Genomic DNA, 19,864 nt, shown 5'->3' with positions numbered 1-19,864 from the left:
ACGACCGGCGTCGAACGTGACGGGCGATTCCGTGGAGCGCGAAGGTGCTCAGGAGGTGAGCTGGAGTGACGATCGGCTCGGTACGACGTGCTCTGCGATCTGTCTGCGGCGCTATGCGGCGGCGACGGTGAGCTGCTCGCGCACGACAGCCGCAAGCTTCTCTGCCCAGTCGTGTGCGACACGCTCTGACGTCGCCTCGACCATCACGCGAACGAGCGGCTCAGTGCCGCTCGGCCGCAGCAGCACGCGACCTTCGTCACCCAGCTGAGCCTCGGCATCCGTCACCGCGTCTTTGATCACGGCGTTCGACGACAGTGCGGTCTTGTCGACGTCGCGCACGTTGATCAGGGTCTGCGGATACACCGTCATCGCCTCGTCGGCGAGAACCGAGAGCGGCTTGCCCGTCTCGGCCATGACCGAGAGCAGCTGCAGGCCGGTCAGCAGGCCGTCGCCTGTGGTGGCGTAGCGGCGAAAGATGACGTGCCCAGACTGCTCGCCGCCGAGACCGAGGTTCGACCGGTTGAGCTCTTCGAGCACGTAGCGGTCACCCACAGCGGTCTGACGAACCTCGATGCCCGCCTTCTGCATGGCGAGGTGCAGGCCGAGGTTGCTCATCACAGTGCAGACGAGCGTGTTGCCGGGCAGCTGGCGCCGACGGTGCAGCGCAGTGGCGAGGATGGCCATGATCTGATCGCCGTCGATCACACGGCCGTTCTCGTCGATGGCCAGGCAGCGGTCTGCGTCGCCGTCGTGGGCGATGCCGACCTGTGCACGATCTGCGATGACCGCCTCTTGCAGCTTCTCGAGATGCGTCGAACCGACGCCGTCGTTGATGTTGACCCCGTTGGGATCTGCACCGATGAGTCTGACGAGCTTGGCACCGGCGTCGGTGAACGCCTGGGGCGAGACCCCGGCTGCTGCTCCGTTCGCGCAGTCGAGCGCCAGACGAATGCCGCCAAGAGAGTTGGGCACAGTGCCGAGCAGGTGCAGCAGGTACCGGTCTTCTGCGTCTGCGAACGTGGAGATGCGTCCCACATCGGCACCGGTCGGAGCGAGCTTCGGCTGGTCGAGTTCGACCTCGATCTTGTCTTCGACCTCGTCAGGCAGTTTGAGACCGCCCTTGGCGAAGAACTTGATGCCGTTGTCTGGTGCGGGGTTGTGCGATGCAGAGATCATCACGCCGAAGTCGGCCTGCAGATCCTGCACGAGGAACGCCGTCGCCGGCGTGGGCAGCACGCCCGCGTCATGCACGTCGACTCCCCCGCTGGCCAGCCCCGCCGCGACCGCAGCGCCGATGAACTCACCGGAGATGCGTGGGTCGCGACCGAGGACGGCCATGGGACGACGACCCGCCGCCCGCGCCTCAGCGCCGAGTACCCGCGCAGCGGCCTGAGCCAGCTGCAGCGAGAGTTCGACGGTGAGGTCGCGGTTGGCGAGTCCTCGCACCCCATCGGTGCCAAAAAGTCGAGGCATGACGTTCCCAGATCGAGCGGTTTAGCGCTTCGAGTACTGAGGAGCCTTACGGGCTTTCTTGAGACCGGCCTTTTTGCGCTCTTTGATTCGGGCGTCACGGCTCAGGAAGCCGGCCTTCTTGAGCTCGGGTCGGTTGTTGTCGGCGTCGATGCCGTTGAGGGCACGGGCGATGGCCAGACGCAGTGCGCCAGCCTGACCCGAGGGGCCGCCGCCGTTGATGGTCGCGGTGATGTCATACGCGCTCTCGAGCCCGAGGAGCGTGAGCGGATCCTTGATCAGCTGCTGGTGCAGCTTGTTCGGGAAGTAGACATCGAGGGTACGGCCGTTGACCGTGATCTCGCCGCTGCCCGGAACCAGGCGCACGCGAGCGATGGCCTCTTTGCGACGGCCGACTGCGGCACCCGGCACGCTGAGGTTGCGCGGTGCGCGCTCTTCAACGGCCTCTGCGCCCTCAGGCGTCGAGGTGCTGTACGAAGTGAGGTTTTCTGTGTTCTCTGCCACGGTGTTCTCCTGTGAAAGTCTCTCGGCGCCGGTCACTGGGCGATCTGGCTGAAGGTGTACGGCACCGGCTTCTGCGCGGCGTGCGGGTGCTCGGCACCCTTGTAGACCTTGAGCTTGCCAAGCTGCTCGCGGCCGATGGTGTTCTTGGGAAGCATGCCGCGAACGGCTTTCTCGATGGCGCGCTCAGGGTTCTCGCGCAGCAGATCGCTGTACTTGACTCCCTTGATGCCGCCCGGGTAGTTCGAGTGCCGCCAGGCGATCTTCTTGTCGGCCTTGCCGTTGCTCAGCACGACCTTCTCGGCGTTGATGATGATGACGTAGTCGCCTGTGTCCAGGTGAGGAACGAAGGTGGGCTTGTTCTTGCCGCGCAGGATGGCGGCAGCGTGGCTGGCCAGTCGGCCGAGCACCACGTCGGTGGCGTCGATGATGACCCAGTTGCGCTTGATTTCGCCGGCTTTCGGCGAGTATGTGCGTGTCACTAGCTTCTCTCTCTCGATTTGAGGTGTTCGTGAATCCCACTCCGATGCGATTCCCGCGCGTCGAATGCTCCTTCTCGCCCCGCAGTCGACATCGGCCACCGCGATGCGTGACCTGTCGAACGAGACGTTTGGAGCATCCTCAGTCGTGTGAATACAGACGGTGGAGGGCTCAAGTCGGGCAGCACAGCTGTTGCACAAGGCTCAGCCGCGCATACCAAAGAGAGAGTCTAGTCGAATGCGCGCAGCCACAGCAACCTGCGTGACGCCAGCGCTCGGGTGCGGCCTTGGCCGCCGTCAGAATCCCGCACGACGCGCCCACGTGGGCACAACCAGCTGTGAATGTCCGAGGATTCCCCTATCATTCTGCGTACCAGTGGCACGGCATATGCTCGCGTGGCATTGGTGCCGCTGAGACATTCAAAGGAGAATGCCCCATGTCCACGACGACACCCTCAGAACGGCCGACTGCAGGCGGGCAGCCTGCGGCATCCGCCGGAACACCTCCAGCAGAGTGGGATGAGTCGAAGCTCGTCTCAGACCCTGCGCTGCCGCCCACTGCGGTAGACCCCAAGCTTCTCGACAAACCGAAGTGGACCCCGGCCAAGGTCATCACCTGGATTCTCATCGCAGCCGTCGGTGCGATCGGGTGGACGATTCTCGCGGTCAGTCGCGGCGAGACCATCAACGGCATCTGGTTCGTCTTCGCCGGCGTCGCCTCATATCTCATCGCCTACCGGTTCTACAGCAAGTACATCGAGCGCAAGCTGCTGCGTCCGAACGACCGCCGCGCCACACCCGCCGAGTACTCGGCGAACGGCAAAGACTACGTCGCGACCGACCGCCGTGTGCTCTTCGGCCACCATTTCGCCGCGATCGCGGGCGCCGGCCCGCTGGTCGGCCCCGTTCTCGCCGCGCAGATGGGCTATCTGCCCGGCACACTCTGGATCATTCTCGGAGTGATCTTCGCCGGAGCCGTCCAGGACTACGTCGTGCTCTTCATCTCGACACGTCGGAACGGCCGTTCGCTCGGCCAGATGGCTCGCGAAGACCTCGGCCGCATCGGCGGCACGGCGGCCATCATCGCGACTCTGACGATCATGATCATCATCGTCGCGATTCTCGCGCTCGTCGTGGTCAACGCCCTCGGCGAGAGCGCCTGGGGCGTGTTCAGCGTCGGCATGACGATCCCGATCGCCCTGTTCATGGGTGTGTACCTGCGCTACCTGCGCCCGGGCAAGATCATGGAGGTGTCGGTGATCGGCATCGTCCTGCTGCTGGCTGCGATCATCGGCGGAGGCTGGGTTTCGAACACCGATTGGGGCCAGTCGATCTTCCATATGGATCGCATCGCCATCGCCTGGGCGATCATCATCTACGGATTCGTTGCCGCGGTTCTTCCGGTCTGGCTGCTGCTGACCCCGCGCGACTACCTCTCGACCTTCATGAAGATCGGCGTGATCCTGCTGCTCGCCGTCTCGATCGTGGTGGTGCGCCCCGAGCTGAACGTCCCGGCGTTCAGCGAGTACGCCTCACGCTCTGACGGCCCGGTGTTCAGCGGCCCGCTCTTCCCGTTCCTCTTCGTAACCATCGCATGCGGCGCCCTCTCCGGGTTCCACGCGCTGATCGCCTCAGGCACCACCCCGAAGATGGTGCACAAAGAGCGGCAGACTCGATTCATCGGCTACGGCGGCATGCTCATGGAGTCGCTCGTCGCTCTGATGGCCTTCGTCGCAGCCCTCTCGATCGACCGCGGCATCTACTTCGCGATGAACTCCTCGGCCGCGGCGACCGGAGGCACGGTCGAGGGCGCAGCCAAGTTCGTCAACTCGCTGGGTCTCAACGGCGTGCACGTCGAAGGCAGCATGCTGCAGCAGGTGGCCAACGACGTGGGCGAGCACTCGATCGTCTCGCGCACCGGCGGTGCTCCGACCCTGGCCGTCGGCATCGCCGAGATCATGCACAACATCACTCCCGGGCTGAAGGCGTTCTGGTACCACTTCGCAATCATGTTCGAGGCGCTGTTCATCCTGACCGCGGTCGACGCTGGCACGCGCGTCGCACGATTCCAGCTGCAGGAGGCCGTCGGCAACTTCTGGCCACGGTTCAAAGACAACAACTGGCGACCGGGAGTGTGGCTGGCAACCGCGATCATGGTCGCCGGCTGGGGCTACATCCTGATCTTGGGTGTGACCGATCCGTTGGGCGGCATCAACACGTTCTTCCCTCTCTTCGGCGTGGCCAACCAGCTGCTCGCCGCGATCGCCCTCGCCGTCGCAACCGCCATCTTCGCGAAGAAAGGCCGCAAGTACTTCAAGTACCTGTGGATCACCGGAATCCCATTGGTCTTCGATCTCGTCGTCACGCTGACCGGTTCGTGGTACAAGATCTTCTCGTCGAACGCCACGATCGGCTATTGGGCCAATCACTTTGCGACACGGGGCAAGCTCGCCGAGCTGCGCGAGTCTGGCACGGTCGCCGGCGTCGCCATCGCCGAAGAGAAGGTCGCAGCGCAGATCACCAGCTTCGAGGCGACGATCCGCAACACCGCGGTGCAGGGTTCACTGTCTATTCTCTTCGCCGTGCTGACCGTGATCGTGATCGTCGCGGCGCTGACCAAGATCGTGCAGGCCTGGCGTGGCAACGGGCTGCCGACGACCGAGCCGGCGCCGGTCGCCAGCGAGACCTACGCACCGTCGGGGCTGATCGCCTCACGCGAAGAGAGCGATCTGAATCACGAATGGGAGCAGGTCTCCCCCGAGAAGCTGAAAGTGCACGTGAGCGGATGAGCAGCGCAACGCCACACACGACGAACGCCGTGCTCGCCTGGCTCAACGGCATCCGCCGTCTGCTGCGCGGCATGCTCGGGGCGAACGCGTACAACGACTACGTCGCGCACCGTCAGCGGGTGCACCCCGACAAGCCGGTGATGAGCGAACGCGAGTTCTGGCGCGAGCAGGCACGCGAACAGGAGGCCAACCCGGGGGCGCGCTGCTGCTGAGCCACCCGGCCTCTCGGCCCCTCAGTCGCTGAACGACTCGGACCCGCCAGGATGCACCCCGTCTCGGCGGGCCCGAGTCTGTTCGGCCCGCACCGCCAGCTCCGCATCAGCGGGGTACCCGACCTCTGCAAGCACCAGCCCATGGCCCGGCACCATCTTGTATTCGGTGCCTCGGCTGCCCCGGTCGCGCAGGCGCACGAGGTCGTCGATCTCGAGATCTCCTGCGCCGACGGCGAGCGTCGCCCCGACGAGACAGCGCACCATATGGTGGCAGAATGCGTCAGCCTGCACCGTCGCGATGAGGATGCCATTCGGCGTCGCCACAGACGTCACGCCAGAGGCTCTGGCTGCTTCGCGACGCCACTCGAAACGCTGCAGCTCGCGAATGGTCGTCGCTCCCGCACGCGGACGGCAGTACGCCGCCCAGTCATGCAGCCCGAGCAGAGTCTGCGCCGCACGATTCATGCGCTCGACGTCGACGCGCTGCGGCCATGCCAGCACGTGTCGTCGCAGCAGCGGGTCGTGCGTGCCCCAGTCATCACTGACTCGATACTCGTAGCGACGCCAGATCGGAGAGAATCGGGCGTCGAAGCCAGGTGCAGCCGTGCGCACACTGCGGACGAGCAGGTCGGGCACCCGACCGAGAACGCTGCGCAGGCGAGAGCACAGCACACGTGCCGCGCGCTCCGGCAGCGGTTCGCCCAAGTCGCACGACGCCTCAGTTCCGCGTGTGTTTCGCTTCGCGCGGTCGGCGCGCGCGAGCTGCTCGAGTGCACCGACCGGCACGTCGACGTGCACCACCTGACCGGTCGCATGCACTCCGGAGTCGGTACGTCCCGCGACCACAGTGCGAACGGGCTCGCGCAGGATCAGCGCCAGGGCATCCTCGAGCACACCCTGCACGGTGCGCCGCCCCGGCTGCGCGGCCCAGCCCTGAAAGTCGGTGCCGTCGTAGGCGAGGTCGATGCGCACCCGGGTGCTGTCGCCTCGGTCGCTCATGGTGCTCCTGTCTTCGTCAGTTCCCTGCTCAGCCATGTCCGGCTGCCTCGTTGCTTCATCCGTCGGCGCTGCCGACACCATGCTGCCACGCCCGCAGACGACGAAAAACCCGCCGAACCGGATCACCGGAACGACGGGCTTCTCAGATCAGTCTGATCGACTACTTGTCGTCAGCCTTCTTGGTCTCATCAGCCTCGATGGCCTCGTCGACCTGCTCGGCGGCCTCGGCGACCTCAGCCTCGGCCTGAGCCTCTGCCTCGATCTGCGACTCTGAGCCCTGCACCTGGGTGTCGGGCTCGACGGCCACGGTCTCTTCTTTGATCTGCTCGTCGACGTCGGCTGCGACCTCGACGGCCTCGTCAGCCGCGTGCTTGCCGCCGCGGTTCTTCTTGACGACGGGCTCGAGCACCAGCTCGATACGCGCCAGGGGCGCATTGTCACCCTTGCGGTAGCCGAGCTTGACGATGCGAGTGTAGCCGCCCTCGCGGTCGGCAACCTGCGGCGCGATCTCAGTGAAGAGCTCGTGCACGACAGACTTGTCGCGGATGATCGCGAGCACCTTGCGGCGCGACTTCAGGTCGCCGCGCTTCGCGAACGTCACCAGACGCTCGGCGAACGGACGCAGTCGCTTGGCACGGGTCTCAGTGGTGGTGATGGCCTTGTGCTCGAACAGCTGCATCGACAGGTTCGCCAGCATGAGCCGCTCGTGTGCGGGGCTGCCTCCGAGACGCGGGCCTTTAGCGGGCTTCGGCATGATTGTGGTCTCCTTCTTCGGTCAGAAAGTTATAAGTGTGGTCAGGCCTGCGTGTCGTCTTCGAAGCCCGTGTAAAAGTGGGCGCCGTCGAAGCCGGGCACTGCATCCTTCAGCGAGAGGCCGAGCTCTTCGAGCTTGTCCTTGACCTCGTCGACGGATTTCTGACCGATGTTTCGGATGTTCATCAGCTGCTGCTCGCTCAGAGCCACCAACTCGTTGACGTAGTTGATGTTCTCGCGCTTCAGGCAGTTGTACGAGCGCACTGAGAGATCGAGATCTTCGATTGGCGTCGACAGCTCGGTGGGAGCCACCACGTCTGCCGGTGCCGGACCGATCTCGATGCCCTCTGACTCGGTGTTCAGATCGCGGGCCAGGCCGAAGAGCTCGACGAGCGTGCTGCCGGCCGAAGCCACAGCGTCGCGGGGCGAGATCGAGGGTTTGGTCTCGACGTCGATGACCAGCTGGTCGAAGTCGGTGCGCTCACCGGCACGAGTCGCCTCGACGCGGTAGGTGACCTTCATGACCGGAGAGTAGATCGAATCGACCGGGATCTGACCGACCTCGGCGTATTCGCTGCGGTTCTGCTGCGCCGTGACGTAGCCACGGCCGCGCTCGATGACCAGCTCGATGTCGAGCTTCGCGTTAGCGTTCAGCGTGGCGATCACCAGATCGGGGTTGTAGACCTCGACGCCGGCCGGCACGGTGATGTCGGCAGCCGTGACCTCACCGGCACCCTGCTTGCGCAGGAACGCGGTGATGGGCTCATCATGGTCGCTTGAGACGACGAGCTCCTTGATGTTCAGAATGATGTCTGAGACATCTTCGACCACACCGGGAACCGTGGTGAACTCGTGCAGCACGCCGTCGATGCGGATGCTGGTGACGGCCGCGCCCGGAATCGACGAGAGCAGCGTGCGGCGCATGGAGTTGCCGAGCGTGTAGCCGAACCCCGGCTCCAGCGGCTCGATGACGAACCGCGAGCGGTTCTCTGAGACGACTTCTTCAGTGAGTGTGGGTCGCTGTGCAATCAGCACGTGTGTTTCCTTTCGGCGAATCGACCGCCATATGACGACTCGCGTGTTCTGGGAATCCTCCCAGGACCGGTATTTGGGATGATGACCACGAAACCGGCGACGTTAGGGCGAACGCCGCCGGTGACGCGAACGTGCAGCGATTCAGACCCGGCGACGCTTCGGCGGGCGGCACCCGTTGTGCGTCTGCGGAGTGACGTCGTTGATCGACCCGACCTCGAGGCCGGCGGCCTGCAGCGAACGGATCGCGGTCTCGCGACCCGACCCCGGACCCTTCACGAAGACGTCGACCTTCTTGACGCCGTGATCCTGAGCGCGCTTCGCAGCGTGCTCAGCCGCCTGCTGTGCGGCGAAGGGCGTCGACTTGCGGCTGCCCTTGTAGCCGACCTCACCGGCAGACGCCCAGGCGATGACCGCCCCGGTGGTGTCGGTGATGGTGATGATGGTGTTGTTGAACGTCGACTTGATGTGTGCCTGGCCGACGGCGATGTTCTTGCGGTCTTTGCGGCGTGGCTTACGAGCCACGGCTGACTTCGGTGCTGCCATTGTTGTGCTCTGTCTCCTGAATCCTGTGGACTACTTCTTCTTGCCTGCGACGGTGCGCTTCGGACCCTTGCGCGTACGCGCGTTGGTCTTGGTGCGCTGACCGTGCACGGGCAGGCCACGACGGTGGCGGAGACCCTGGTAGCTGCCGATCTCGACCTTGCGGCGGATGTCGGCGGCAACCTCACGGCGAAGGTCACCCTCGGTCTTGTAGTTGTGCTCGATGAAATCGCGCAGTGCGACGAGCTGATCGTCGGTCAGATCCTTGACGCGGATGTCACCGCTGATCTCGGTGGCCTCCAGAATCTTGAGCGCGCTCGTGCGCCCGATGCCGAAGATGTAGGTGAGTGCGATCTCCACGCGCTTCTCGCGAGGCAGATCGACGCCTGCTAGACGTGCCATGCGGCTGCTCCTTATGGTGCATTGGAGGTGTCGGGCAGCATCTCCGTGAGTCCGCCTGATCGCTCAGACGATTTCACGGCCCCAGCCTCCGACTAGGGGTGTGCTGACTCTCGTCAGCGATGCTGCTTATTGTGGTGCTTCGGCCTACTTGTAGCGGTAGACGATGCGTCCGCGGCTGAGATCGTAGGGGCTGAGCTCGACGACCACGCGGTCTTCGGGCAGAATGCGGATGTAGTGCTGACGCATTTTGCCTGAAATGTGCGCGAGCACAAGGTGCCCGTTGGTCAGCTCGACGCGGAACGTGGCGTTGGGGAGGGCCTCGACGACTGAACCTTCAATCTCGATGACACCGTCTTTTTTCGCCATGTATGCCTTACCGCCTTGATCTCTAGAGTGGATACACCGATGCCAAAAGACACCAGTTAAACATCTTATGGCTTTTTTTGATGGTTGTACAGACCGGGCGTGTCGCGAATGCGACCTAGGCTGTCAGCGGAGTCGGCACGACGCCGAACGGCGCCAGCCCTGCCGCACCGCCGTCTGCGTAGCTCAGCGCCCAGATGCCGCGATCGGTCACGGCGACCTGCACCTCCCAATGTGCGCCGTCAGACCCGTCGGCAGACGAGATCGCCCATCCGTCGGGAGCGATGACGGTGTCTTCGGTGCCGTCGGTCAGCATCGGTTCGATGCAGATGACCAGTCCGGGCTGCACCTTCGCACCGCGACCCGAGATGTGGTAGTTGAACACCGGCGGGTCTTCGTGCATCTCGCGACCGATGCCGTGCCCGATGTACTCCCGCAGGATGCCGTAGTCGCCCTGTCCGAGGGTGTAGTCCTCGATCGCCGTGCCGACCTGGTTCACATGCTTCGCCGAAGCCAACGCTGCGGCGCCTGCCCACATCGACTGCTCAGTGACGCGGCTGAGCTCAGCCCGACGTGCACTGACTTCGGGGTCTCCCCCGGGAACGAGCACGGTGACGGCCGAATCGCCGTTCCATCCGTTCAGCAGCGCTCCGGCATCCACTGAGACCAGGTCGCCGGGCTCGATGACACGGTCGCCGGGGATGCCATGGACGATCTGCTCGTTGATCGAGACGCAGATCGCGTCGACATAGTCGTCCTCCAGAGCGAAGTTCGCAGTGGCGCCGTCGGATGCGAGCGTGCGCAGTGCGACGTCGTCCAGATGTCGCGTGGTCGCTCCCGGCTGAATCGCTTTCGAGACCTCGTCGAGCACGTGGCGAGTGGCCATCGCCGCATCACGCAGCTGCAGAATCTGCTGCTGGGTCTTGTAGTCGAAAGTGGGTCGACGGAACATCACTTCTCGCCGAGACCGGCAAGAATGCGGTCGGTGACTTCGTCGACCGCACCGAGTCCGTCGACCGTCACGAGCAGGCCGCGTTCGCGGTAGGTGTCGATCAGCGGAGCAGTCTGCTCTGCGTAGACCTCAAGACGGTGACGAATGACATCTTCGGTGTCGTCCGAACGGCCCTGCTCGACGGCACGCTTGTGCAGCCGCTCGACCAGCTCGCTCTGATCGGCCTCGATGAGCACGACCGAATCGAGCGCTTTACCAGCGTCACCAAGGATGTCATCGAGCTCTTTGACCTGCTCTGCCGTGCGCGGGTAGCCGTCGAGCAGGAACCCTTCGGCTGCGTCTGCCTCGTTGAGGCGTGAGCGCACCAACGCGTTCGTCAGAGAGTCGGGAACATACTCGCCGGCATCCATGTACCGCTTCGCCTCTTTGCCCAGCTCGGTCTGGTTCTTGACGTTCTCGCGAAAGATGTCGCCAGTCGAGATCGCCGGAATGCCCAGACTCTTCGTCAGACGTGCGGCCTGCGTGCCCTTGCCAGCTCCTGGCGGACCGATGAGAAGCAGTCGTTTGCTCATTTGAGTAGCCCTTCGTAGTGACGTTGTTGCAGTTGCGAGTTTATCTGCTTGACCGTCTCAAGGCCGACGCCGACGATGATCAGGATCGACGTACCACCGAAGGCGAAGTTCTGGCCGACGCCGAGGCCGCCCAGAACGATCAGCGGCAGCAGCGCAACGAGGCCGAGGTAGATCGAGCCGGGGAACGTGATGCGGCTGAGCACGTAGTTGAGGAAGTCTGCGGTCGGGCGACCAGCGCGGATGCCTGGAATGAAACCGCCGTACTTTTTCAGGTTCTCGGCCTGCTCCTCCGGGTTGAACGTGATGGCCACGTAGAAGTACGTGAAACCGACGATCAGCAGGAAGTACAGCGCCATGTAGAGAGGATGGTCGCCGCGGGTGAGGTAATTCGAGATGAACTGTACCCAAGCCGGCGGCTCCTGCGAGCCGTCGCCCTGGTTGAACTGCGCGATCAGTGCGGGCAGGTAGAGCAGCGACGAGGCGAAGATGACGGGCACGACACCGGCCATGTTCACCTTGATCGGAATGTACGTGGTGTTGCCGCCGTAGGTGCGGCGCCCCACGACGCGCTTGGCGTACTGAACTGGAACGCGACGCTGGGACTGCTCGACGAAGACCACGGCCACGACGAGCACCAATGCGAGGATCAGTACGAAGAAGAAGTTACGAGGCCCGCCGTTGCCGTTCCAGATGGCACCCATCTGGCTGGGGAACTGCGCGGCGATCGAGGTGAAGATCAGCAGTGACATGCCGTTGCCGATGCCACGCTCGGTGATGAGCTCGCCGAACCACATGATCAGGCCAGTGCCGGCGGTCATGGTCAGCACCATGAGCACGATCGTGTACCACTGGTCGTTCACGATGAGCGACTCGCTGCAGGCTGTGCCGTAGAGTGCGCCGGTTCGTGCGACGGTGACGAGTGTGGTGGCCTGGAGCAGACCGAGGCCAAGTGCGAGGTAACGGGTGTACTGCGTCATCTTGGCGCGACCCGACTCGCCCTCTTTGTGCAGCTCTTCAAAACGCGGGATGACCACACGCAGCAGCTGGACGATGATCGAGGCCGTGATGTAGGGCATGATGCCCATGGCGAACACCGAGAGCTGCAGCAGCGCACCACCGCTGAACAGATTCACGAGCTCGTACAGACCTGAGGTCTGCGATGTCTGATTGATGCACTGCTTGACAGCGCTGTAATCGACGTAGGGGGTGGGAACGAAGGAGCCCAAGCGGAACAGCAGAACGATGAATAACGTGAAACCAATCTTCTTTCGAAGATCAGGCGTCTTCAAGATACGGACGACGGCGTTCGACAAACCTCAGGCTCCTGTCAAGTTGAGACGTCTCTCGACCGTGACGTACGCCACGGTCGAGAGACGACACATTCTTTACTACTCTACCGAACCGCCGGCAGCAAGAATCTTCTCGCTTGCGGAGGCCGAGATCTTGTCAACGCGAACATCGAGCTTGACGGTGATCTCACCGGTTCCGAGCACCTTGACAGGCTCGCCAGCGCGCACGGCGCCCTTTGCGACGAGATCGTCGACGGTGACCTGGCCACCCTGGGGGTAGAGTGCCGCGAGGCGAACCAGGTTCACGACCTGGTACTCGACGCGAGCCGGGTTCTTGAAGCCACGCAGCTTCGGGGTGCGCATATGCAGCGGCATCTGCCCGCCTTCGAAGCCGGGACGCACCTGGTAACGGGCCTTGGTGCCCTTGGTGCCGCGACCTGCGGTCTTGCCCTTCGACGCCTCACCGCGACCCACGCGGGTGCGATCCTTCTTGGCACCAGGAGCGGGGCGAAGGTGATGAACCTTGAGCAGGCTCACCTTCTCCTCTTCCTGTGGCGCTTTCTTGTCAGCCATGCTCAAATCTCCTCAACCTTGATCAGGTGACGAACCGCGTTGACATACCCGCGGTTCACCTGGTTGTCATCCTTGATGACTGTCTGACCGATGCGGCGCAGGCCGAGTGAGCGAAGCGTGTCTCGCTGCTCGGGCCGTGCCCCGTACTTGCTCTTGACCTGGGTGACCTTCAGCTGGCTCGCCATCACTCACTCACCTTCTCGTCAGCCTTGAGCAGCGCCGCGGGTGCGACCTCGTCGAGGGGCAGACCACGACGTGCTGCCACGGCCTGCGGTTCCTCGAGCTGCTTGAGTGCGGCAACAGTGGCACGCACGATGTTGAGCGTATTCGACGACCCCAGCGACTTGCTGAGCACGTCGTGTACGCCGGCGCACTCGAGCACGGCGCGCACCGGGCCACCGGCGATAACACCGGTACCAGCTGATGCCGGACGCAGCAGGACGACGCCGGCTGAGTCCTCGCCCTGCACAGGGTGCGGAATCGACTTGAGGATGCGCGGCACGCGGAAGAAGTTGCGCTTGGCCTCTTCGACGCCCTTGGCAATCGCGGCCGGAACCTCTTTGGCCTTGCCATAGCCGACTCCGACGAGTCCATCGCCGTCGCCCACGACGACCAGCGCCGTGAAGCTGAAGCGACGACCGCCCTTGACGACCTTCGACACACGGTTGATGGTCACGACGCGTTCGAGGAACGGGCTCTCTTTGTCACGGCCGCCGCGATCGCCGCGATCGCGACCGGGCTGGCGCTCGCGCGACCCGTGACGACGCTCGCGCTCGTTGGGGTCGGTGGCCTGCTGGCTCTTGCCCTGGCCTTCAGCTGAGGTTGCGCTCACCTGCTGCTCCTTTGATGCTTCGGTCTTCGTCTGTTCGCTCACAGTGTCAGCCCACCTTCGCGTGCGCCGTCAGCGACTGCTGCGACTCGACCGGCGTACTGGTTGCCGCCGCGGTCGAAGACGACCGCCTCGACACCGGCCGCCTTGGCACGGTCGGCAACGAGCTGGCCCACCTTCTTGGCCTTCGCCGTCTTATCACCGTCGAAGACACGCAGATCTGCTTCGAGAGTCGACGCGCTCGCCACGGTCACGCCGCGGGTGTCGTCGACGACCTGCACGAAGACGTGGCGAGCCGAGCGGTTCACCACGAGACGGGGCCGCTGAGCGGTGCCGCTCAGGTGCTTGCGCACACGGACATGACGACGCTGACGCGCTGCCTGCCTGCTCTTGTTGCGTGAAGCCATGATTACTTACCAGCCTTTCCAGCCTTGCGCCGCACGTGCTCGCCTTCATACCGCACGCCTTTGCCCTTGTACGGCTCGGGCAGGCGCAGCTTGCGCAGTTTCGCGGCGGTCTCGCCGACAGACTGCTTGTCAATGCCCTTGACGATGACCTTGTTCTGGCCTTCGACCTCGAACGAGATGCCCTCGGGCGGGTCGACCACGATGGTGTGCGAGTAGCCGAGCGAGAACTCCACCGAGCTGCCCTTGGCGACGGCGCGATAGCCGGTGCCGACGATCTCGAGGCGCTTCGAATAGCCCTCTGTGACGCCGATGATGTTGTTGTGGATCAGCGTGCGGCTCAGTCCGTGAAGCGAACGCGACTCGCGCTCTTCGTCCGGACGCGCGACGATGACCTGGCTGCCGTCGACCGAAGCCGTGATCGGCTTCGGCAGTGACAGTTCGAGCTGACCCTTCGGGCCCTTCACTGCGACGTGCTGGCCGTCGATCTTGACGTCGACGCCTGCCGGAATCTCAATGGGAAGCTTACCGATACGTGACATGTTCGATCACCACACGTAGGCGAGGACTTCCCCACCCACGCCCTTCGCCTTGGCCTCACGGTCAGTCAGCAGACCCGAGGAGGTGGACAGAATCGCGATGCCCAGGCCGCCGAGGACCTTGGGCAGCTCGGTCGACTTCGCGTAGACGCGCAGACCGGGCTTGGAGACTCGCTTGATGCCTTCGATCGCACGCTGGCGATCGGAGCCGTACTTGAGATCGATGGTGAGCGTCTTGCCCACGCGAGCGGGCTCCTCGCTGACCTCGCCGACATAGCCCTCACGCTTGAGGATCTCAGCGACGCTGCGCTTCAGCTTGCTGGAAGGCAGCGCGACGCGCTCGATGTGCGCGTTGTTCGCGTTGCGGATCCGCGTCAGCAGGTCGGCAACGGGGTCTGACATTGTCATGTGCAGTGTTTCCTGTTCTCGCCAGGTATCCCCGCCCCGTACACGGAGCGGGGACCTTCGGCAATCGGTGTTACTTAGTGGTCTTGGTCTTGAAAGGGAAGCCCAGGGCACGCAGCAGCGAGCGACCCTGATCATCGTTGTCAGCCGACGTCACGATCGTGATGTCGAAGCCGCGCACGTGATCGGTCTGGTCCTGATCGACCTCGTGGAAGACCGACTGTTCGGTCAGACCGAAGGTGTAGTTGCCGTTGCCGTCGAACTGACGGTCGCTCAGACCGCGGAAGTCGCGAATACGCGGCAGCGACAGGCTGATCAGACGATCCAGGAACTCCCATGCGCGGTCGCCGCGAAGTGTGACGTGCGCGCCGATGGCCTGGCCCTCGCGCAGCTTGAACTGAGCGATCGACTTGCGAGCGTGGTTGACGTGCGGCTTCTGACCGGTGATGGCCGCGAGGTCGTGCACAGCACCCTCGATGAGCTTGCCATCGCGGGCAGCCTCACCGACACCGGTGTTCACGACGACCTTGACGATCTTCGGAACCTGATGCAGGTTCGTGAAGCCGAACTCCTTCTCAAGAGCCGGAATGATCTCTTCGCGGTACTTGACCTTGAGGCGAGGGGTCACCTTCTCAACCGTGGTGGTCTCTGCAGTCTCAGTCATCAGATGTCCTTACCCGACTTCTTGGCGTAGCGAACGCGGACGGTGCGCTTCACGCCATTGGTCTCAACTTCTTCGACTCGGAAGCCGACACGGGTCGGCTTCTTGGTCTCGGGATCGACGATCGCGACGTTCGAGACGTGAATCGGAGCCTCGAACTCCTTGATGCCGCCCTGCTCGCCGTTCACACCGGCGCGCACGTGACGCTTCACGATGTTCACGCCTTCGACGACGACGCGGTCAGTCTCGGGAATGACGCGCAGAACAGTTCCCTGCTTGCCTCGGTCACCGCCGCGATCCTGGCTCGCGCCCGAGATCACCTCGACGAGGTCTCCCTTGCGAATCTTCGCCATCTCAAATCACCTCCGGTGCCAGTGAAACGATCTTCATGAACTTCTTGTCGCGCAGCTCACGGCCGACGGGGCCGAAGATACGCGTGCCACGAGGCTCGCCGTCGCCCTTGAGGAGCACTGCGGCGTTCTCGTCGAACTTGATGTACGAGCCGTCCGGACGACGCGTCTCTTTGACAGTGCGAACGATGACGGCCTTGACGACCTCACCCTTCTTCACACCGCCACCAGGGATCGCATCCTTGACGGTCGCCACGATGGTGTCGCCGAGACCTGCATACCGACGGTTCGAACCGCCCAGCACACGAATCGTCAGCAACTCCTTGGCGCCGGTGTTATCGGCAACCTTCAGTCGCGATTCGTTCTGAATCATGTGAATTCTCCTTGGGTAGGTTCAGGCCTACTTGGCCTTCTCCAGAATCTCAACCAGGCGCCAGCGCTTGGTGGCGGACAGCGGACGGGTCTCGTCGATGCGAACGAGGTCGCCCACACCAGCGGCGTTCTCTTCGTCGTGCACGCGAACCTTCGACGACTTGCGCATGACCTTGCCGTAGAGGGCGTGCTTCACACGATCCTCGACGACCACGGTGATGGTTTTGTCGCCCTTGTCGCTCACCACGTAGCCGCGACGGCTCTTGCGGTACCCGCGCTCCTCGGCGACAGGCGACTCCTGCTTGTTCTCGCTCATGCCTGAGCCTCCTCGTCAGTCTTGGCGGCCTTCTTCGACGTCTTGGCCTTGGCCTTCGACGCCTTCTCGGCCGGAGCCGGGGCGGGCTGCTGGCGGATGCCGAGCTCGCGCTCACGGATGATGGTGTAGATGCGTGCGATGTCGCGCTTGACGGCGCGAACACGCGATCCCGAAGCGAGCTGACCGGTGGCCGACTGGAAGCGCAGGTTGAACAGCTCTTCTTTGGCCTTCTTCAGCTCGGCTGCCAGGGCAGCCTCTTCGAGCGTCTCGAGCTTGTCGACAGCGAGGTCTTTGGATCCGATCGGCATTATGCGTCACCCTCCTCGCGCTTGATGATGCGCGCCTTGACTGGAAGTTTGTAGATGGCACGAGTGAGCGCTTCGCGAGCGATCTCATCGCTAACACCGCTCAGCTCGAAGAGCACACGCCCGGGCTTGACGTTGGCGACCCAGAACTCGGGCGAGCCCTTACCAGAACCCATTCGGGTTCCGATCGGCTTCTGCGAGAGCGGGCGATCCGGGAAGATGTTGATCCAGACCTTGCCACCACGCTTGATGTAACGCGTCATGGCGATACGAGCGGCCTCGATCTGACGGTTGGTGATGTAGGCGGGGCCGAGAGCCTGAACGCCGTATTCGCCGAATGCCAGTTCGTTGCCACCCTTCGAACGCCCTGAGCGCTTGGGGTGGTGCTGCTTGCGGTACTTGACCTTACGTGGGATGAGCATGTTCTACGCCTCCGCTCCTGCTGCCACCGGAGCATCCTTCTGCTGGCCGTGCTGGCCGCGAGGGGCTCGGCGGGAACGATCACCGCGGCTGGGACGCGAAGCCTCGAGGCTCGCCAGCTCACGATCGGTGATCTCGCCTTTATAAATCCAGACCTTCACGCCGATGCGGCCGAAGGTGGTACGTGCCTCGTAGAAGCCGTAGTCGATGTTCGCGCGCAGCGTGTGCAGCGGCACACGACCCTCGCGGTAGAACTCGGAACGGCTCATCTCGGCGCCGCCCAGACGACCGGCCACCTGGATGCGAACACCCTTGGCGCCTGCGCGCATGGCACCCTGCAGACCCTTGCGCATGGCACGACGGAACGCGACACGAGCAGCGAGCTGCTCTGCGACACCCTGAGCGACCAGCTGAGCCGAAGCCTCGGGGTTCTTGACCTCGAGGATGTTCAGCTGGATCTGCTTGCCGGTGAGCTTCTCGAGATCGCCGCGGATGCGCTCAGCCTCAGCGCCGCGACGGCCGATGACGATACCAGGGCGCGCGGTGTGGATGTCCACTCGCACGCGATCCTTGGTGCGCTCCAGGTTGATCTTCGCGATGCCGGCGCGGTCAAGGTTCTCTGTCAGGAAGTGACGGATCTTGACGTCCTCGGCGACATAGTCCTTGTAACGCTGACCAGGCTTGTTCGAGTCGGAGAACCACCGTGACACGTGGTCAGTGGTGATGCCCAGACGGAAGCCGTAAGGGTTGACTTTCTGACCCATCAGTTGCTCTCCTTCTTCGCTGATGCCTCGGTTGCCCCAGCTGCCTCTTCAGGCGTGGCGACGACCACAGTGATGTGGCTCGTGCGCTTCAGCACCCGATAGGCACGACCCTGAGCGCGGGGACGGATGCGCTTGAGGGTCGGGCCCTCGTCGACATACGCCTCGGCGATGTAGAGCTCGTCCTCGTCGAGGAAGCTGTTCGAAGCCTCTGCCTTGACTCGAGCATTGGCGACAGCCGATGCGACGAGCTTGTAGACCGGCTCCGAAGCACCCTGCGGGGCGAACTTCAGAATTCCCAGAGCCTCGTTGACCTGCTTGCCGCGAACCAAGTTGACGACGCGACGGGCCTTCTGAGGCGTAACACGGATATGACGCAGACGCGCGGTTGCTTCTACCATCATGACCTCTCTTTCAGGAGCTGCCGACGCCTCAGCGTCGGCGGCCCTTCTTGTCGTCCTTCTCGTGACCGCGGAAGGTGCGCGTCGGCGCGAACTCGCCGAGCTTGTGGCCGACCTGCGCCTCGGTGATGAACACCGGGACGTGCTTGCGACCGTCGTGAACGGCGATCGTGTGGCCGAGGAACGCCGGAATGATCAGCGAACGGCGTGACCAGGTCTTGATCACATTCTTCGTGCCGGCCTCGTTCTGAGCGAGAACTTTGCGAAGCAGGTGCTCGTCAACGAAGGGGCCCTTTTTCAGACTGCGTGGCATTCTTGTCTATCTCCTACTTGCGCTTCTTGCTCGACGGGCGACGACGCACGATGAGCTTGTCGCTGGCTTTGTTCGGCTTGCGGGTACGGCCTTCAGGCTGACCCCACGGGCTGACCGGGTGACGACCACCCGAAGTGCGACCCTCGCCACCACCGTGCGGGTGGTCGACCGGGTTCATCACGACACCACGAACCGTCGGGCGGATGCCCTTCCAGCGGTTGCGACCAGCTTTGCCCCAGTTGATGTTCGACTGCTCGGCGTTGCCGACCTCGCCGATCGTGGCACGGCAGCGGGCGTCGACGTTGCGGATCTCACCGCTCGGCAGACGCAGCTGCGCGTAGGCGCCGTCCTTCGCGACCAGGCGAACGCTCGAACCGGCCGAACGGGCCAGCTTGGCGCCGCCGCCGGGGCGCAGCTCGATGGCGTGCACCACAGTACCGGTCGGGATGTTCTTCAGCGGCAGGTTGTTGCCGGGCTTGATGTCGGCACTGGCGCCGGACTCGATGACATCGCCCTGCTTGACCTTGTTCGGAGCCAGGATGTAGCGCTTGGTTCCATCGATGAAGTGCAGCAGCGCGATACGTGCGGTGCGGTTGGGGTCGTACTCGATGTGAGCGACCTTGGCAACGACGCCGTCTTTGTCTGCGCGACGGAAGTCGATCACGCGGTACTGGCGCTTGTGTCCGCCACCGTGATGACGCGTCGTGATGCGACCGGTCGAGTTACGACCACCGGTCTTCGAGAGCGGCCGCAGCAGCGACTTCTCGGGCGTCGAGCGGGTGATCTCGGCGAAGTCAGCCACCGATGAACCGCGACGACCCGGGGTCGTGGGCTTGTACTTGCGAATAGCCATGATTCT

General features: G+C 63.7%; 30 protein-coding genes. 2 read left to right on the top strand and 28 right to left on the bottom strand.

Annotation, left to right across the window (positions count from 1 at the left end):
• Positions 1 to 111: 111 nt before the first annotated feature.
• The 3 genes from glmM to rplM are packed head-to-tail and all read right to left on the bottom strand — an operon-like array spanning position 112 to position 2,453.
• Positions 112 to 1,473, bottom strand: a complete 1,362-nt coding sequence (glmM, locus tag F8O07_RS03580; protein ID WP_158030770.1) for a phosphoglucosamine mutase — start codon at positions 1,471 to 1,473, stop codon at positions 112 to 114.
• 21 nt (positions 1,474 to 1,494) lie between these two features.
• Positions 1,495 to 1,974: a 30S ribosomal protein S9 gene (rpsI, locus tag F8O07_RS03575; RefSeq protein ID WP_158030769.1), complete on the bottom strand. Its 480-nt coding sequence runs from the start codon at positions 1,972 to 1,974 to the stop codon at positions 1,495 to 1,497.
• Between the two features lie 32 nt (positions 1,975 to 2,006).
• A complete protein-coding gene (gene rplM / locus F8O07_RS03570; RefSeq protein WP_158030768.1) occupies positions 2,007 to 2,453 on the bottom strand; it encodes a 50S ribosomal protein L13 in 447 nt (148 codons plus the stop codon).
• A 434-nt stretch (positions 2,454 to 2,887) separates the two neighbouring features.
• Between rplM and F8O07_RS03565 the strand changes: the two genes are divergently transcribed.
• Positions 2,888 to 5,239 (top strand): carbon starvation CstA family protein, encoded by a 2,352-nt coding sequence (locus F8O07_RS03565; protein WP_158030767.1) that lies wholly within the window; start codon positions 2,888 to 2,890, stop codon positions 5,237 to 5,239.
• Entirely contained in the window at positions 5,236 to 5,451 is a 216-nt protein-coding gene (locus F8O07_RS03560; RefSeq protein WP_158030766.1) for a YbdD/YjiX family protein, read from the top strand. The genes F8O07_RS03565 and F8O07_RS03560 overlap by 4 nt, the downstream gene beginning before the upstream one ends.
• Before the next feature lie 21 nt (positions 5,452 to 5,472).
• Here the strand turns inward: F8O07_RS03560 and F8O07_RS03555 are convergent, their stop codons facing one another.
• From F8O07_RS03555 to rplB, 25 genes are all read right to left on the bottom strand, one after another.
• Positions 5,473 to 6,486 (bottom strand): tRNA pseudouridine synthase A, encoded by a 1,014-nt coding sequence (locus tag F8O07_RS03555; protein ID WP_225733152.1) that lies wholly within the window; start codon positions 6,484 to 6,486, stop codon positions 5,473 to 5,475.
• Between the two features lie 124 nt (positions 6,487 to 6,610).
• Positions 6,611 to 7,204, bottom strand: coding sequence for a 50S ribosomal protein L17 (rplQ, locus tag F8O07_RS03550; RefSeq protein ID WP_158030765.1), 594 nt, complete (start codon positions 7,202 to 7,204; stop codon positions 6,611 to 6,613).
• Between the two features lie 41 nt (positions 7,205 to 7,245).
• Positions 7,246 to 8,238 carry a DNA-directed RNA polymerase subunit alpha gene (locus tag F8O07_RS03545; RefSeq protein ID WP_158030764.1) on the bottom strand — a complete coding sequence of 331 codons (993 nt, stop codon included), beginning with the start codon at positions 8,236 to 8,238 and terminating at the stop codon, positions 7,246 to 7,248.
• A 141-nt stretch (positions 8,239 to 8,379) separates the two neighbouring features.
• Positions 8,380 to 8,781: a 30S ribosomal protein S11 gene (rpsK, locus tag F8O07_RS03540; protein WP_158030763.1), complete on the bottom strand. Its 402-nt coding sequence runs from the start codon at positions 8,779 to 8,781 to the stop codon at positions 8,380 to 8,382.
• A gap of 30 nt (positions 8,782 to 8,811) precedes the next feature.
• Entirely contained in the window at positions 8,812 to 9,180 is a 369-nt protein-coding gene (rpsM, locus tag F8O07_RS03535) for a 30S ribosomal protein S13 (protein WP_158030762.1), read from the bottom strand.
• 144 nt (positions 9,181 to 9,324) lie between these two features.
• Positions 9,325 to 9,546 (bottom strand): translation initiation factor IF-1, encoded by a 222-nt coding sequence (gene infA / locus F8O07_RS03530; protein WP_158030761.1) that lies wholly within the window; start codon positions 9,544 to 9,546, stop codon positions 9,325 to 9,327.
• A 115-nt stretch (positions 9,547 to 9,661) separates the two neighbouring features.
• Complete coding sequence (gene map, locus F8O07_RS03525; protein WP_158030760.1) at positions 9,662 to 10,495, bottom strand: type I methionyl aminopeptidase; 834 nt, start codon at positions 10,493 to 10,495, stop codon at positions 9,662 to 9,664.
• Complete coding sequence (locus F8O07_RS03520; protein WP_158030759.1) at positions 10,495 to 11,067, bottom strand: adenylate kinase; 573 nt, start codon at positions 11,065 to 11,067, stop codon at positions 10,495 to 10,497. The genes map and F8O07_RS03520 overlap by 1 nt, the downstream gene beginning before the upstream one ends.
• Complete coding sequence (secY, locus tag F8O07_RS03515) at positions 11,064 to 12,380, bottom strand: preprotein translocase subunit SecY (RefSeq protein WP_158030758.1); 1,317 nt, start codon at positions 12,378 to 12,380, stop codon at positions 11,064 to 11,066. Before secY ends, F8O07_RS03520 begins: the two co-directional genes overlap by 4 nt.
• 75 nt (positions 12,381 to 12,455) lie before the next feature.
• Positions 12,456 to 12,929, bottom strand: a complete 474-nt coding sequence (rplO, locus tag F8O07_RS03510; protein ID WP_158030757.1) for a 50S ribosomal protein L15 — start codon at positions 12,927 to 12,929, stop codon at positions 12,456 to 12,458.
• A 2-nt stretch (positions 12,930 to 12,931) separates the two neighbouring features.
• Positions 12,932 to 13,114 (bottom strand): 50S ribosomal protein L30, encoded by a 183-nt coding sequence (rpmD, locus tag F8O07_RS03505; protein ID WP_158030756.1) that lies wholly within the window; start codon positions 13,112 to 13,114, stop codon positions 12,932 to 12,934.
• Positions 13,114 to 13,761: a 30S ribosomal protein S5 gene (rpsE, locus tag F8O07_RS03500; RefSeq protein ID WP_158030755.1), complete on the bottom strand. Its 648-nt coding sequence runs from the start codon at positions 13,759 to 13,761 to the stop codon at positions 13,114 to 13,116. Before rpsE ends, rpmD begins: the two co-directional genes overlap by 1 nt.
• Positions 13,762 to 13,799: 38 nt before the next feature.
• Positions 13,800 to 14,165 carry a 50S ribosomal protein L18 gene (gene rplR / locus F8O07_RS03495; RefSeq protein WP_158030754.1) on the bottom strand — a complete coding sequence of 122 codons (366 nt, stop codon included), beginning with the start codon at positions 14,163 to 14,165 and terminating at the stop codon, positions 13,800 to 13,802.
• Positions 14,166 to 14,167: 2 nt separating this feature from the next.
• Complete coding sequence (gene rplF, locus F8O07_RS03490; protein ID WP_158030753.1) at positions 14,168 to 14,704, bottom strand: 50S ribosomal protein L6; 537 nt, start codon at positions 14,702 to 14,704, stop codon at positions 14,168 to 14,170.
• A gap of 6 nt (positions 14,705 to 14,710) precedes the next feature.
• Positions 14,711 to 15,109: a 30S ribosomal protein S8 gene (gene rpsH / locus F8O07_RS03485; RefSeq protein ID WP_158030752.1), complete on the bottom strand. Its 399-nt coding sequence runs from the start codon at positions 15,107 to 15,109 to the stop codon at positions 14,711 to 14,713.
• A gap of 70 nt (positions 15,110 to 15,179) precedes the next feature.
• Entirely contained in the window at positions 15,180 to 15,770 is a 591-nt protein-coding gene (gene rplE / locus F8O07_RS03480) for a 50S ribosomal protein L5 (RefSeq protein WP_158030751.1), read from the bottom strand.
• Positions 15,770 to 16,120 carry a 50S ribosomal protein L24 gene (gene rplX, locus F8O07_RS03475; protein WP_158030750.1) on the bottom strand — a complete coding sequence of 117 codons (351 nt, stop codon included), beginning with the start codon at positions 16,118 to 16,120 and terminating at the stop codon, positions 15,770 to 15,772. The genes rplE and rplX overlap by 1 nt, the downstream gene beginning before the upstream one ends.
• Before the next feature lies 1 nt (position 16,121).
• Positions 16,122 to 16,490: a 50S ribosomal protein L14 gene (gene rplN / locus F8O07_RS03470; RefSeq protein WP_158030749.1), complete on the bottom strand. Its 369-nt coding sequence runs from the start codon at positions 16,488 to 16,490 to the stop codon at positions 16,122 to 16,124.
• A gap of 27 nt (positions 16,491 to 16,517) precedes the next feature.
• Positions 16,518 to 16,805 (bottom strand): 30S ribosomal protein S17, encoded by a 288-nt coding sequence (gene rpsQ / locus F8O07_RS03465; RefSeq protein ID WP_158030748.1) that lies wholly within the window; start codon positions 16,803 to 16,805, stop codon positions 16,518 to 16,520.
• Entirely contained in the window at positions 16,802 to 17,113 is a 312-nt protein-coding gene (gene rpmC, locus F8O07_RS03460) for a 50S ribosomal protein L29 (RefSeq protein ID WP_158030747.1), read from the bottom strand. The genes rpsQ and rpmC overlap by 4 nt, the downstream gene beginning before the upstream one ends.
• The gene (gene rplP, locus F8O07_RS03455) at positions 17,113 to 17,532 is read right to left on the bottom strand and encodes a 50S ribosomal protein L16 (RefSeq protein WP_158030746.1); all 420 of its coding nucleotides are present in this window, start codon (positions 17,530 to 17,532) and stop codon (positions 17,113 to 17,115) included. The genes rpmC and rplP overlap by 1 nt, the downstream gene beginning before the upstream one ends.
• A gap of 3 nt (positions 17,533 to 17,535) precedes the next feature.
• Positions 17,536 to 18,294, bottom strand: a complete 759-nt coding sequence (gene rpsC, locus F8O07_RS03450) for a 30S ribosomal protein S3 (protein ID WP_158030745.1) — start codon at positions 18,292 to 18,294, stop codon at positions 17,536 to 17,538.
• The gene (rplV, locus tag F8O07_RS03445; RefSeq protein ID WP_158031768.1) at positions 18,294 to 18,692 is read right to left on the bottom strand and encodes a 50S ribosomal protein L22; all 399 of its coding nucleotides are present in this window, start codon (positions 18,690 to 18,692) and stop codon (positions 18,294 to 18,296) included. Before rplV ends, rpsC begins: the two co-directional genes overlap by 1 nt.
• Positions 18,693 to 18,723: 31 nt before the next feature.
• The gene (gene rpsS / locus F8O07_RS03440) at positions 18,724 to 19,005 is read right to left on the bottom strand and encodes a 30S ribosomal protein S19 (RefSeq protein ID WP_158030744.1); all 282 of its coding nucleotides are present in this window, start codon (positions 19,003 to 19,005) and stop codon (positions 18,724 to 18,726) included.
• A gap of 13 nt (positions 19,006 to 19,018) precedes the next feature.
• A complete protein-coding gene (gene rplB, locus F8O07_RS03435; protein WP_158030743.1) occupies positions 19,019 to 19,858 on the bottom strand; it encodes a 50S ribosomal protein L2 in 840 nt (279 codons plus the stop codon).
• Positions 19,859 to 19,864: the final 6 nt, after the last annotated feature.

Origin of the sequence: Pseudoclavibacter sp. CFCC 13796 (assembly GCF_008831185.1) — a bacterium.
GTDB lineage: Bacteria > Actinomycetota > Actinomycetes > Actinomycetales > Microbacteriaceae > Pseudoclavibacter_A.
Note: the sequence above shows the minus strand (reverse complement) of the source record. Positions and strands in the feature narration are given on the sequence as shown.